Genomic DNA, 12,781 nt, shown 5'->3' on the forward strand with positions numbered 1-12,781 from the left:
CTGCTGTACACCGACCTGACCCGACCCGGCTTCCGGGGTCACCGCGGCCGGGAACCCGCGGTCGCGTCGTTGCCCGCCGCGCCGCCCGGGCCCGCCCCGGCCCGTACCGGGCGGCCGGGGAGGTGCCTCCGCACGCGCGCCGGATCACGGAGTCAGAGCGCGCTGCCGAACGGCAGGTAGTCGGTGTCGTAACCGAAGTAACGCGGCCCGGCGAGGGCGAGCCCGTCCGCGGAGGTCCAGCGCGGATCGCAGGGGGCGACCAGGGCGCAGACACGCAGCCCGTACCGCAGGCCCTCGGTGGTCACCGGGTCGCCGGTCTCGCTGTCGAGCACGCAGATCAGGTCGGGCGTGGTGGCGACGGTGACACCGTCGCGGACGGCCAGCAGGTGCTCGTTCTGGAAGCCGAGCTCCAGCGTGTGGCCGGTGTCCTCGCCGATGCCCTCCAGGATGGCCCGGCCACGGGCGAAGCCGCCCTCGGTGCGCCGGGAGACGTCGACGACCTTGCCGGTCAGCAGACGGATGCCGCGCAGCATCGTGACCGCGGCGGCGACCGGGTCCTCGTGCCTCGCGCGGGCCTCGCGGACGGCGGCGCCGAGCCGTTCGGCCAGGGTGAGCGTCTCGGGCACCAGGCCGGCGGCGAGCTGGTCGCCCCGCAGGACGGTGTCGGCGCAGGAGATCTGGCAGCCGAGCTCCACGCACACGGCCCGGGCAATGCGCTCGGCGGCGTGGTTGGAGACGGCGTCCACCACGATCGTGTTGCCCTTGTCGTCGGCGAGCGCCATCGGGGTGTTGGCGACCCCGATCAGACCGGGCAGCACCATCTGCGCCTCGGGGAAGGCACGGCCCATGGCGTCGCCGTCGACGAGCGGCAGCCCGGCCTGCGCGGCGCAGGCGATCGGCAGCATGGAGTTGACACCGCCGATCTCGATCGGCACCAGATGGGTCGCCGACCGGCCGAGGTGCTTCTCCAGGGCACGCAACGCGGTCAGTTCCTCACCGCCGTTGGGGACGCGCTCCAGCAGCACGGTCGGGGCGCCCATGCCGGAGACCGGGACGACCAGGGCGTCGCCGGGGACCTCGTCGATGCCGACGACGGTGACGGGTCCGTGGGCGCGGATCGCCTCGCGGGCGAGGAGCTTGCCGATGTAGGGGTCGCCGCCGCCGCCGGTGCCGAGGATGCCGGCGCCGCGGGCGATGTCGTCGAGGTTGTCGAGGGTGATCTCACGCATGGGTCGGGGCTCCGGTGTTCGTGACGTGCTGGATGCGGTGCAGGTCGAGGTCGCCGACGGCCTTGACGCGGATCCGGGTGGCCCCGCCGGGGAGGTAGGCGAGCGGCACCTCCTCGATGTCGACGATCCGGACGGTGCCGTCCTTGGCGCCGGCGTCCAGGGCGCGGCCGGTGGCCTCCTCGCGGGCTTGGGCGAGCACCTGCGCGCGGTGGCCCTCGCGGACGCGGAAGACCCGGTCGACCTCGCCACCGACCTGGGCGATGGCGGCGCCGACCGCGTTCGCGACACCGAAGTTGGCGGGGCGGCGCACGTCGTCGAAGCCGGGCAGGGTCTCGGGGACGAGGATCGAGCCGCCGCCGACGGCCACCACCGGCAGCGGCGCTGCGGAGGTACGCATCCGGTCGACGGCCTCCGCGAGTCGGCTCGCGATGCGCGTCAGGGCGCGCTCGGCGAAGGCCCGGTCGAGGTGGGCGACGCGGCCCGGGTCGCCCACCTCGGCGCGGCCCGCGGCGACGGCCAGGTCGGTGGCGGTGAGGGTGGAGCCGCCGAAGACGAGCGCTTCCTCGGTGAGCCGGTAACCGACGGAGCGCGGCCCGGTCTCGCCGTCCCCGGCGACCAGGGAGCCGCCGCCGATGCCGAGCGAGAGGACGTCGGGGATGCGGAAGTTGGTGCGGATGCCGGCGGCCTCCGACTCGCCTGCGGCCTCGCGGGGGAAGCCGCCGGTGAGGATGCCGATGTCCGCGGTGGTGCCGCCGACGTCGACGACGGCGCAGTCGGCCAGGCCGGACAGGAAGGCCGCGCCGCGCATGGAGTTGGTCGGCCCGGAGGCGAACGTGGCCACCGGGTAGGTGCGCGCGTGGCCGACGTCCATCAGGGTGCCGTCGTTCTGGGAGAGGAAGAACGGGGCGGTGATCTCCGCCGCGGCCAGCGCCTTCCCGAACGACTCCACGATGTGGTCGGCGAGGTCGCGCAGCGCGGCGTTGACGATGGTGGCGTTCTCCCGGGCCAGCAGCCCGACCCGGCCGATCTCGTGGGAGAGGGAGAAACGGGTGCCGGGGCCGAGTTCCGCGGCGAGGATCTCGGCGGCGCGCCGCTCGTCCTCCTCGGCGACCGGGGAGAACACCGAGGAGATCGCGACCGACGACAGCCCGCGGGCCGCGATGTCGGCGGCGGTTCGGCGCAGTTCGTCCGCGTCGAGCGGGGAGAGCGGCCGGCCGTCGAACTCCCGGCCGCCGTGGCAGAGGTAGGCGTGGCCGCCGACCGCGGCACGCTGCCGGTCGGGCCAGTCCGTCATCGGGGGCAGCGCCGCGGTGGCGGGCAGGCCGAGCCGCACGGCGGCGACCGGGGCGAGCCGGGCACCCTCGATCAGGGCGTTGAGGAAGTGCGTGGTGCCGATCATCACCGCCGTGATGTCGCCGACCGGCGGGTTCAGGGCCCGGATCGCGGCGCCGACGCCGGATGTGACGTCCGCGGTGGTGGGCGTCTTGGCGGCGGCGAGGACGCGGTCGTCGTCCGCGAGGAGCGCGGCGTCGGTGTTGGTTCCGCCGACGTCGATGCCGATGCGCATGGTGTTCCTTCGTCCGTACGGGTGGGGCGGGGGTCCGGGGCGGCCGGCCCCGGCGATCGGGTCAGACGGCGGCCGGGTGCTGGGCGGCCGTCGCGGCCTCCGCCTCGATCTGGGCGGCGGGCCGGGCGGGCTGCACGGTCGGCCGGTCGCCGAAGGAGCGGACCAGGCCGAGGCGGCCGAGCACCACGTAGCCGAGGCCCGCCACGACCAGGGAGTTGAGCGCCGGCACGCCCCACCACTGGTAGTGGTCGCAGAACCAGCCGAAGACCGACGAGACCAGCCACAGCGCGAGGGTGGCGGGCACCCAGCCCGGCTCGGTCTCCGGCAGCCGGCCGCGGGAACGGGACGCGTCCAGGTGCGGCCGCCACTGCTTGACCACGAAGTACTCGGCGACCATGATCCCGGCCACCGGCGGAGTGAGGACTCCCAGCACGGTCAGGAAGGTCGTGAACCGGTCCAGGATGCCCGCGGCGGCCGCGCCGGAGCCCAGCACACCGAGGGCCACGGTCACGGCGACCCGGTTCAGGCGCAGGTGCAGCAGCGCCTCGGCGGCGTTGACCAGGCCCAGGGTGGCCGAGTACAGGTTCCAGTTGTTGATCTTGACGGTGGCGGAGACCAGGACGATGACGCCGGCCACGCCCGAGGAGGAGGTGATGATGGCGATCAGGTCGGACGACTTCACGGCGTAGGCGAGCAGCACGCCCGCCAGGCCGAGCACGTACTCGCCGAGCGAGATGCCGATCACGGTCTGCTTGACGACGTCACCGGCGTTGCGGTTGAAGCGGGTCATGTCCGGGGTGACGATCGCTCCCGCGATGTACGAACCGGCCACGATGGTGGCGCCGGTGGCGACCGACAGGTGGGCGCCGAACGGCTGGGCATGGACCAGATCGAGCATGTCGTGGCGGGCGAACTCCACGCCCATCGCCCAGCCGGCCAGCCCCAGGAAGGCGGGCACCGTGACGAACGCGGTCCAGCCCATCGCCCGGAACCCGCGCAGCACGAGAGCGGTGACGCCCAGCCCGCAGATCAGGCACCACGCCCACATCGGAACCGCGCCGACCAACTGGTGCAGGCCGGCGGCGAACACCGCGGTCTGCACGCCGAACCAGCCGAACAGGGAGACCGCGATGACCAGGCCGATCAGGCTGGCGCCGTAGCGGCCGAAGCCGGTCCAGCGCACCAGTGTCGAGGTGGACAGGCCCTCCCGCATGCCGGCGATGCCGACGAATATGCAGACGACCTCCAGGATCACCGAGCCCAGGGTGAACGCCCAGAAGGCGCCCCAGAAGGACAGGCCGGCGCCCAGGGTGGCACCGAGCAGGAACTGGGTCAGGTCGGAGAGCTGCCCGAAGCGCTGCACGGCGACGCCGAACCAGGAGTGGCGGGCCGCGCGCGGCACCCTCTCCAGCGGGTATTCCTCGTCGGTGTGGGCCCCGGTCGTCTCCGGGGTGCCCTGTGGTCTGGGCATGCTGGTCCTCGCTACGGGGATGGCGGTGTACGGCGGCTCGTTCATGGGCCGCCGCCAGGGGCGGGAGGGGCGGCCGCACGGCGTTCGGCGGCCGGTGTCACAGGGGCAGTGGCGGTCCCGCGGCCCGTGCCCTGACCAGCACGGCGCCGGGCAGATACGGGACGGGCAGGTCGGGTTCGAGCACGGTGGACAGGCGTTTCGGATCGGCCCCGGCGCGGACGGCGCCGGCCCGGGCGAGGTCGAGGACCTCCGCACGGACGTCCTCGGCGGAAATCGTGCCGGGGCGGACGATCCGCTCGTGGTGACCGCCCACCGGGCTGGCCGCGGCGCCGAACGCGCCCGCCACCGCCCCGTGCGGCGGCCGCACGACGGGAAAACCCGGCACGTCCGGTACGTCGTCCGCGCCGCCGCCGACCAGGATCAGCGGGAAGTGCCCGGCGCCCGGGCGCATGCGGTCGGCGGCCTCCGCGAGGTCGCGGTGGGCCCGGGCGTCCACCGTGATCAGGTCGGGGAAGCGGAGGTTGACGGGGACGCCGCCGATGTGTTCGGTGGTGCCGGAGACCTGCGGGTAGCCGCCGCTGAGGGTTCCCACCCGGGCGCGGCGGGCGCCGATGTCGGCGACCACGGCGTCCTCGCTCCCCGCCAGCAGGCCGGCGCCGCGGAGGGTGCAGGCGGGGCCCGAGCCGAGGCTGAGGCCGGGCTGGCGGCGCAGATAGTCCAGGGTCATGAGGGTGCCGTCGTGCCGGGTGACGAACACCGCGGCGCCCGGCGCCAGCCCGAGCCGGGGCAGGGCCTCCTCCACCCGGCCGGCGATGCCGTCGACGAGGGAACTGAGGGCGGCGTCCAGCACGGTGGCGTTCTCCCGGTGCAGCAGGCCCAGCGGGCCGACCTCCCCGGAGAGCAGGACCGGCACGTCGGTGCGGGCCCGCAGGATCTCCGCCGCCTCGCGCTCCTGGCTGCCGTCGGCGGGCGCGAAGACGGCGCTCACCGCGAAGGCGTCGGCGCGTCCGGCGAGCCGGTCGCCGAACCGTGCCACCGCGTCCCGGTCGAGGGGCACCGCGGCACCGGGGCCGAGGCCGCCGCCGCCCCTGGCCTCCGCAACGCCGGCCAGCACCGCCGCCCGCAGGTCGGCGGGCCACCCGTACAGCGGCCGTACGGCGTCGGCCGTGCCGATGCGCAGCACACCGACGCGGCCGAGGCCGCGCCGGGCGGCGACCGCCCCGGCGGCGGCCCGCAAGCCGAGCGCGACCTGCCCGACGTCCGCGCGGACGGCGGCCGGGACGGCCCGGGCGGCGGCCAGGAAGGAGGCCACCGGGTCACCGGCCAGGGACGGGACCTTCGCCGTGGCGACCACCCGGCCGTCGTCGAGCAGCACCGCGTCGGTGCTGGTGGAACCGATGTCGATGCCGAGGATCACCGGACACCTCCGTCGGCGGGTGCGGTGACGGTGGGGCGGACGGGTGCGCGGGCGGCACGGGCCGCCGGACCGGTGCGGGCGGCCCGTGCCGCGGTCCGGGCACGGACGGACCGGATGCCGGCCCACCGGGCGCCGCTGCCGGGGATCACCGGGTGCCCGCGGCGGACTCGGTGGCGGCCGGGCGGACCAGTCCGGTCAGCCCGAACGCGGCCGGACCGGCCAGAGAGAGTCCCGCCGGGGTGTACCAGGCAGGCGCCCCCGGCAGCACGTGCAGCGCCACCCGCATGCCGTAGCGGACCTCCTCCACCGGCAGAGCCCAGCCGGTGCGGCTGTCCACCAGGGAGATCACGTCGGGCACCAGGGCACGGCAGGCGCCGTCCTCCACAACCGCCAGGAACTCGCTGCGGGCCTCCAGCCGCAGCAGCCGCCCGTCGTCGCCACCGGTGCCCTCCAGCAGCACGTGCGTGGCCTCGCCCGCCCGACGCAGGTCGGCCACCTTGCCGGTGAGCAGCGGAGCGGGCACCTCGCCGCGGCCCAGAGCCAGGGCGCGGGTCACGGTGCCGGTGGCCGCGTGCGCGGCCGCCAGGGCCGCGGTGAGCGGGTAGTCGCTGGAGGCGGCGCGGCCGCCGAGCGCGTCGACGACACCGCGCACCAGGAGTTCCAGATGGACGCCGTCGACGTGGTCGAGGACCGCGGTGTGGCCGTACTCGTCGACCAGGACGGCGGGCCCGGGCCGCAACCCGGCCAGTTCCAGCACGTTCTGGTTCATCCGTGGGAAGGCCCGGCCCATGCTGTCGGCGTCCAGCAGCGGCAGCCGGAGCCGGGCGGCCCAGGCGAGGGCGGCGGGCCCGTTGAGGCCGCCGATCTCACTGCTCAGCACAGCGGCGACGGGCCGGCCGTGGAGCTGCTCCACCCGGTCGCGCAGCCGTGCCGGCTCGTCGCGGCCACCGATCCGCTCGGCCGCCACGGCCGGCGAACCCACCAGGCTGAACGGCATCACCAGGGCGTCACCGGGCAGGTCCCGCGGGTCGGCGACCGGCACGGGGCCGCACTCCTCCAGCGCCTGCGCGGCGACCGGCAGGGTCACCGAGACGGGGCCGCCGCCCCCCGAACCCAGCAGGGCGCAGCCCCGGGCGAAGGCGGCGAGCGCCGCGGCGTCGAGGTCCATGGGAAGAACCATAGGAAGCATTCCGTCCGCTTTCAGTGTCCCGCAGCACACCGTTCAGCGCTCGGATGTGCGCAGGGCACACTGGGGCCATGGTCCTCCTCACCGATCTGCTCTCCGCGCCCGGCCTGCGTGACGTGCGCCACCTGGCGGGCCCCCTGGACGCCCGCCCCGTCACGTGTGCCCGCCTGGAGACGCGGCGCGAGGGCCTCGTGCGGGTACCCGGAGGCTCGCTCGTCGTGCTCACCGCGCCGGTTCCCGGCCTCCTGCTGGACGTCGCCCTGCGCGAGGCCGCCGCCGCGGGCGCGGCAGCCGTCGTCCTCACCGGCGGGCACGGCACCGCGGACGTGGGCGGCGGACCGGGCGCCCCGGCGGGGACCGGCTTCGCGGCGGCGGACGGCCCTCCCGCTGACCACGGCAGGCCGCCGCTGCCGGCGACCGTGCGGGCACTGGCGGAACGAGGCCGGGTGGCGCTGCTCGCCGCGGACGGCGACCTGGCGGCCTTGGTGGTGGCGGTGGAGCGGGCGGTGGCCGGAGACGCTGCCGACGCGCTCGCCCGGGTGTCCGCCGCGGCCGCCGCACTGCCCGGCGTGGCGGGGGACCCGGCGGGCGCGGCCCGGGTCGCCGCGCGGGCGCTGGGCGTGCCGGTCGAGGTCCGCCTGGCCGGCCCGGGCGAGGCGGGCGCCTCGGCGACGGGCCCGGACGGCGAGGTACGGCTCGCCGCCCCGCTGCGCGCCGGCGGTCACACCGGGCAGGCGGTGCGGTCCGTGCTGGCGATGGCGGCGCTGGCCGCGGCGGGCGGCGGCCGCGGAGATGTACCGGTGCGTTCGCGCGGCCGTCTGCTGGCGGAGATCCTGGTGGCCCCCCGGGAGCGGACCGCCCGCCTCGCGGCCCGCGGCCGGGCGCTGGGCCTGCCGGTGGACGGTCACCACATCGCACTGCGCCTCGAGACGGGGGCGCCCGGCGAGCGCTACGAGGTCCTCGAACCGGTCATGTCGGAAGCCCTCACCCTGTTGCGGGACTGGTCGGCAGGCGGCACCGAGGCGAGCGCCCCGGCCGGAACCACGGCCGTTCGCTGGAACGCCGCCCTCGCCGACGAGGCGCTGATCCTGCTCGCCACCTGGCAAGCCGGGCCGGGCGCCGAGGATCGCCGGCGGCTGGGCGACGACGTGCGCCGGCTGGCCGGCCGCCTGGAGCGCGACCATCCCGCGGCCCTGCGCTGCGGTGTCGGCGGCGCCCACCGCGGCGTGCTGGGCATCCGGGCCACCGCCCGCGAGGCGGCGGCCGCGCTGCTGCGGGAACCGGACGCACCGGTGGTGGTCCACGACGCGGCCGGCCTGGACCGCATGCTCACCGAGTGGTACGCGTCCGACTCGGCCCGGGAGGCGGTCGGCGAGCTCCTCGCACCGGTGCTGGCCCTCGGCCCGGAACGGGCCGGGCCGCTGGTGCGCACCCTCCAGGCGTACCTGGACCACAACAACTCGCCCGCTCGTGCCGCCGAGGCCCTGCATCTGCACCGCAACGCCGTCGGTGCCCGGATCCGCCGGGTCACCGAACTCACCGGCGCCGACCTCGCCGATCCGGAGGTACGCCTCGCCCTGCAACTCGCGTGCCGTGCCGTCGCCGCCGGCGCCGGTCCGGCAGGCCCTGCCCCCTCGGTTCCGGGGGGCCGCGAGGGCTGAGGCCGACGACGTGGCCGCGCAGCCCGTGCCGCCCTGAGCACTCCGTCCGGGGCCGGGGAGACCGGACGGAGTGTTCGGCCGGGTCAACGGTGCCTCAGCCGAGAGGCCGGAACGGAACGGCCGAGCGGTCACGGGCCCGTTCGGGGCGGAACCGGTGTCCGGGCGCCGGCCGGCCGCTCGATGCGGCGGTGGACGGTGCTTCGTGAGACGGGTGGGAGCGGGCTGACGGTGAGGGTGCCGCCCTGGCTGGTCCCTCAACGACGTGGTCCGGGCCCGCCGGCCGCCCCCGGTCGGCGATGGCCGGTCGGACGCGCAGGCCGAGGTCGGGCCGCGTTGGATCCGTTGGGTCCGACGGTCTGGCCGGGCCGATCCCGCCACCGGCAGCGGCGTGCCTTCGTGACGAGGGCGCCGACGACAGGGAGGGGCTTGACACGGATCTGCGGTGTGGCCGCGCTGTTGCCCCAGGGCGCCTTGCCGGAGTCGGTCCCCTGCTCCGTGCCGCCCGCAATGACGCCGAGCTTCCGGGCGGCCGCGGCGTTGGCGAGGGTGTCGGCGGGCTTCCCCGAGGTGGCGGCGGAGAACAGGCCGCCCGAGACGGCTGCGGCGCCGCCGTCGGAGAGCAGGGTTCCGGTGCGGGCCGCGACCACCAGGGGACGGGTCCGCCGGGCTCGTGTGATGCGCATGCTGTTTCCTCCTGTGCTGAAGGGATGAGTGGGTGCCGGGCAGCCGGGCGCCTGTGTGGGGGGCATGCCGGGCGCGTTCCTCGCCTGCCTGCGGCCGTCGACACCGGTGAGCGGCAGAGCGGGCCCGACATCGCGCGGGGCAGCACCTTCGACGTGGCGCGGCCCGGCGGTGCGGGGCGATGAGCAAGAGCCTCGGGGCGTCCGGCGCGCTCGGCAACGGCCTGGGGTGTCCGAGACAGTCCAGGTACGTCTCTCCTGGTCAGCGGTGATGTCCGGCTTGATTCCGCCGCCGCTTGGGACACCGCGAACGGGCCGGAAGCAACGCGGCACCGGTGAACGGGGCCAACGACGCGCATGGCCACCCACCCCCGCCCCCGGCAGCGTCGTCGGCTACCGCCGCATAACGGTGATGAACGGTGCGAAACAGTGCAACTGACGTGGGGTCAGGCGGCTGAAGGCACCCCGCCGCGGAACTCGGCCGGACAACGTTGGGTAACGGCACTGGTGGACGGAGCAACGGTCTCTAAGCTTCCTTGGTAGTCACGAGCCAAGGGAGCGGTGATGGAACGGGGGCCCGATCCGGCAGCGGCGCACAGCCCTGCGGAGTTCGTGGAACTGATGCGGCAGTTACGCCGCTGGGCGGACCTGAGCTACCGGCAGCTGGAGCGCAACGCCGCCGAGGCGGGCGACGTCCTGCCCCGCGCGACGATCTCCACCGCCCTCAGCCGGAATCATCTTCCCCGCGAGGAGCTCCTGGCCGCCTACGTACGGGCCTGCGGCGCCGACGACGACACGGTGTCCGCCTGGCTCGGCGCCCGCCGACGCCTGTCCGTCTCCCCCGTCGGGGTCCCACCCCCCGCACCTGCAAAGGCCTCGCAGACCGCGGTTCCGACCGACGCCGACACCCCACCGGGAACACCGCGGGGCGACGAGGAAGCCCCCGACGAGGAGCGGACCCCGGACACCGGTCCGGTCGGCGAAGCGGACTCCGGGCCGGCCGGTGACGGCTCCAGCCCCCCGCGCGCTCAGTCGAACTGGCAACGGCACGGGCCGCTGGTCGCGATCACCGCCCTGACCGTCGCCGGAGTCCTGACTCTCGCGCTCTGGCCCCACGACGACCGCGCCGACGACAACCGCGCGGACAGCGCGTCCTCAAGCGCCCCGCCGTCGAGCACCGCGCCCCGCACGGAGCCCGAGCAGCCCACCTCCTCCCCCACCGCAAGACGTTCGGTCACCGCCGAGGCCCCGGACGAGCACGAGGAGAAAACAGCCTCCCGCTCCAGTGCCCCACCCGCCGCCGCACGGACACCGGTTCCCGCCCGACTGCCGGCCACCGGCTGGACCAGCATCCACCCCGCCTCCTCCGCCTCCCTGTGTCTGACCGAGGGCCGCGAACGCAACGGGCGCACCGACCGGGAGATCGCCGTCCAGCACTCCTGTGCCGACGCCCCGCTGCCCCGCGTCTATCTTCAGAGGCTGGGCGGGCGGAACTACCGCATCCAGTGGCACCACCCCGACGCCGACAAGGGTGTCGGCTGCCTTGCCGTCGACGACGGCTCCACGTTTCCCGGCGCCCTGCTCTCCCCCAGACCCTGTGCGGACAGCGACAGCCAGACGTTCCGTCTGGAAGCCTCCGGCGGCGGTTTCCGGCTCCGGCCACTGCACAGCGACCTGTGCGTGGGCTTCCTCCCCCCGGCCACGGACGGCGCCGAGGCCGTGCAGGCCACATGCACCGGAGGCTCCGGCCAGGCCTTCACCTTCACCGCAGGCTGAGACGGCGCGGGGCCGCCGACGCAGCCGGCCGAGGGAAGACGCGTCGCCATGGCCGACGGGGGCCGCCTGTCGCCAGGCGGTCGCGGTCGATGTCCCGCCCTATCGGACCGTCAAGGGCCTCCTGGTCGTCGGCTCCCGTCTGGCTGGACGGCAAAGGTCAGGGCATGCGGTCGCCGGCGGACTTCCTGATCGTCGACACGGCCACGGCTATCTCATCACGCAGGACCGGCTCCGGCGGAATACCGGCTTCGGTTGCGCCCACGACCGGCCCGCGCCTACGGACCGTCAGCAGGTCACCGCCCCAGCGGGGCCTCAGTCGCCATGGGCGACCGGCTCGGGACCGGCGTCGAGTGCGTCCAGCACCGCCTCGCCGTTCGCCCTCGCCCACTCGGTCAGCGTATGGATCGGTTCGATCAGCGTCGCCCCGAGCGGTGTGAGCTCGTACTCGACGCGGGGCGGGACCTCGGCGTAGGCGTGACGGCGGACGAGTCCGTGCGCCTCCAGCCGTCGGAGCGTCTGGGTGAGCATCTTGCGGGAGATGCCACCGATCAACTCGACCAGCTCGCCATGGCGCACCGGGCCCCTGCTGAGACCGGCGAGCACGACCACCGTCCACTTGTCGGCGATGAGCTCGACCGCCAGACGCGCCGGGCAGTCGGCGAGAAAGAGACCACCGGGGCAGAAAGCGCTCATGCGGCCAAAGGTACCCGCGCCTGAGGTACCTGCTGGTTCCTGTCGGAAACCTAGCCTGGGCTCCCTCCCCTTCGAAAACCAGGAGAGTCATGCGAGTCGTCACCCAGCAGTCACTCGGCGGTCCCGAGGTGCTCACCATCGTGGACACGCCCGAGCCCCAGCCCCTTCCGGGCGAGGTCCTCGTCCGCGTCAAGGCGATCGGGCTGAACCCGCTGGAGGCGCGCCTGCGCGCGGGCGAGTTCCCGCTGATCGGCCGGCCGCCGTTCACTCTCGGCTGGGACATCAGCGGCGTGGTCGAGGAGGCGCCGCAAACGTGGCGGTTCAAGCCCGGCGACGAGGTGTTCGGGATGCCGCTGTTCCCGCGGGCGGCGAGCGCGTACGCCGAGGTCGTGTCGGCGCCTGCGTTGCACCTGGCGCGCAAGCCGGCGTCGCTCTCGCACGTCGAGGCGTCGGCACTGCCGGTCGTCGGGCTGACGGCGTGGCAGGGTCTCGTCGATCTCGGCGGCGTCAGCGAGGGCGACCGCGTCCTGGTCCACGGCGGTGGGGGCGGGGTCGGCCACGTCGCGATCCAGATCGCGAAGGCGCTCGGCGCGCACGTGATCACGACCGCCGGCGGGAGCAAGCGGAAGTTCGTCGAGGGGTTCGGCGCCGACGAGGTGATCGACTACACGGCGGTCGACTTCGCCGAGGCGGTCCGCGACATCGACGTCGTACTCGACACGGTCGGCGGCGACACCGTCGAACGGTCGCTCGGAGTGCTCCGTCCAGGCGGTCACCTGGTGACGGCGGTCGCCGAGGAGGATCAGGAGCTCGCTGCCCTGTACGAGGCGGCCGGCATGCGCTTCAGCGGCATCGCGGTCGACCCCGACCCGGTCGCCCTGCGACGTCTCGTCGAACTCGTCGAAGAGGGCAGGCTCCGGGTCCACGTGCAGGAGACGTTCCCGTTCGAGCGTGTCGCCGACGCGCACCGGCTGCTCGACGGCGGTCACCTCCAGGGCAAGCTCGTCCTCACTGTCTGATTCCGTCGCGGGGCCTCGGTGCAGTCCCCTGGATGCGCGCCGACGGGGTTCTTGCCCTCGGGCTGCCGTGCTTGCCGAGCGC

Annotated in this window: 10 protein-coding genes; 3 read left to right on the forward strand and 7 right to left on the reverse strand. The window is 75.0% G+C overall.

Going from position 1 to position 12,781, the window contains the following annotated elements; translation table 11 throughout:
* Positions 1-152: 152 nt before the first annotated feature.
* The 5 genes from ACZ63H_RS03115 to ACZ63H_RS03135 all read right to left on the reverse strand — a co-directional run bounded on the left by ACZ63H_RS03115 (position 153) and on the right by ACZ63H_RS03135 (position 6,852).
* The gene (locus ACZ63H_RS03115) at positions 153-1,229 is read right to left on the reverse strand and encodes a DUF917 domain-containing protein (protein ID WP_469861573.1); all 1,077 of its coding nucleotides are present in this window, start codon (positions 1,227-1,229) and stop codon (positions 153-155) included.
* Positions 1,222-2,796 carry a hydantoinase/oxoprolinase N-terminal domain-containing protein gene (locus ACZ63H_RS03120; RefSeq protein WP_469861575.1) on the reverse strand — a complete coding sequence of 525 codons (1,575 nt, stop codon included), beginning with the start codon at positions 2,794-2,796 and terminating at the stop codon, positions 1,222-1,224. The genes ACZ63H_RS03115 and ACZ63H_RS03120 overlap by 8 nt, the downstream gene beginning before the upstream one ends.
* Positions 2,797-2,857: 61 nt before the next feature.
* Positions 2,858-4,267, reverse strand: a complete 1,410-nt coding sequence (locus ACZ63H_RS03125) for a purine-cytosine permease family protein (protein WP_469861577.1) — start codon at positions 4,265-4,267, stop codon at positions 2,858-2,860.
* Positions 4,268-4,364: 97 nt separating this feature from the next.
* The gene (locus ACZ63H_RS03130; RefSeq protein ID WP_469861579.1) at positions 4,365-5,684 is read right to left on the reverse strand and encodes a hydantoinase/oxoprolinase N-terminal domain-containing protein; all 1,320 of its coding nucleotides are present in this window, start codon (positions 5,682-5,684) and stop codon (positions 4,365-4,367) included.
* A 145-nt stretch (positions 5,685-5,829) separates the two neighbouring features.
* Positions 5,830-6,852, reverse strand: a complete 1,023-nt coding sequence (locus ACZ63H_RS03135; protein ID WP_469861580.1) for a DUF917 domain-containing protein — start codon at positions 6,850-6,852, stop codon at positions 5,830-5,832.
* 89 nt (positions 6,853-6,941) lie between these two features.
* On the opposite strand from ACZ63H_RS03135, the gene ACZ63H_RS03140 reads away from it, so the two are divergent.
* A complete protein-coding gene (locus tag ACZ63H_RS03140) occupies positions 6,942-8,531 on the forward strand; it encodes a PucR family transcriptional regulator (protein WP_469861582.1) in 1,590 nt (529 codons plus the stop codon).
* A 254-nt stretch (positions 8,532-8,785) separates the two neighbouring features.
* On the opposite strand, the gene ACZ63H_RS03145 is transcribed toward ACZ63H_RS03140, so the two are convergent.
* Positions 8,786-9,214, reverse strand: coding sequence for a hypothetical protein (locus ACZ63H_RS03145; protein WP_469861584.1), 429 nt, complete (start codon positions 9,212-9,214; stop codon positions 8,786-8,788).
* Between the two features lie 561 nt (positions 9,215-9,775).
* Here ACZ63H_RS03145 and ACZ63H_RS03150 point away from each other — a divergent pair.
* Positions 9,776-10,987, forward strand: a complete 1,212-nt coding sequence (locus tag ACZ63H_RS03150) for an RICIN domain-containing protein (RefSeq protein ID WP_469861586.1) — start codon at positions 9,776-9,778, stop codon at positions 10,985-10,987.
* Positions 10,988-11,299: 312 nt separating this feature from the next.
* Here ACZ63H_RS03150 and ACZ63H_RS03155 read toward each other — a convergent pair whose 3' ends face one another.
* Positions 11,300-11,680: a winged helix-turn-helix transcriptional regulator gene (locus ACZ63H_RS03155; protein WP_469861588.1), complete on the reverse strand. Its 381-nt coding sequence runs from the start codon at positions 11,678-11,680 to the stop codon at positions 11,300-11,302.
* 89 nt (positions 11,681-11,769) lie between these two features.
* Between ACZ63H_RS03155 and ACZ63H_RS03160 the strand changes: the two genes are divergently transcribed.
* A complete protein-coding gene (locus ACZ63H_RS03160) occupies positions 11,770-12,699 on the forward strand; it encodes an NADP-dependent oxidoreductase (RefSeq protein WP_469861589.1) in 930 nt (309 codons plus the stop codon).
* The last annotated feature ends 82 nt before the right edge of the window (positions 12,700-12,781 follow it).

This window comes from Streptomyces sp. NPDC104831 (assembly GCF_055583025.1).

Bases quoted from the DNA above. Each gene is read 5' to 3' on its own strand.
- ACZ63H_RS03160 (WP_469861589.1), top strand. From the start codon at position 11,770: ATGCGAGTCGTCACCCAGCAGTCACTCGGCGGTCCCGAGGTGCTCACC.
- ACZ63H_RS03145 (WP_469861584.1), bottom strand. From the start codon at position 9,214: ATGCGCATCACACGAGCCCGGCGGACCCGTCCCCTGGTGGTCGCGGCC.
- ACZ63H_RS03115 (WP_469861573.1), bottom strand. From the start codon at position 1,229: ATGCGTGAGATCACCCTCGACAACCTCGACGACATCGCCCGCGGCGCC.
- ACZ63H_RS03140 (WP_469861582.1), top strand. From the start codon at position 6,942: ATGGTCCTCCTCACCGATCTGCTCTCCGCGCCCGGCCTGCGTGACGTG.
- ACZ63H_RS03135 (WP_469861580.1), bottom strand. From the start codon at position 6,852: ATGGACCTCGACGCCGCGGCGCTCGCCGCCTTCGCCCGGGGCTGCGCC.
- ACZ63H_RS03125 (WP_469861577.1), bottom strand. From the start codon at position 4,267: ATGCCCAGACCACAGGGCACCCCGGAGACGACCGGGGCCCACACCGAC.
- ACZ63H_RS03150 (WP_469861586.1), top strand. From the start codon at position 9,776: ATGGAACGGGGGCCCGATCCGGCAGCGGCGCACAGCCCTGCGGAGTTC.
- ACZ63H_RS03155 (WP_469861588.1), bottom strand. From the start codon at position 11,680: ATGAGCGCTTTCTGCCCCGGTGGTCTCTTTCTCGCCGACTGCCCGGCG.
- ACZ63H_RS03120 (WP_469861575.1), bottom strand. From the start codon at position 2,796: ATGCGCATCGGCATCGACGTCGGCGGAACCAACACCGACGCCGCGCTC.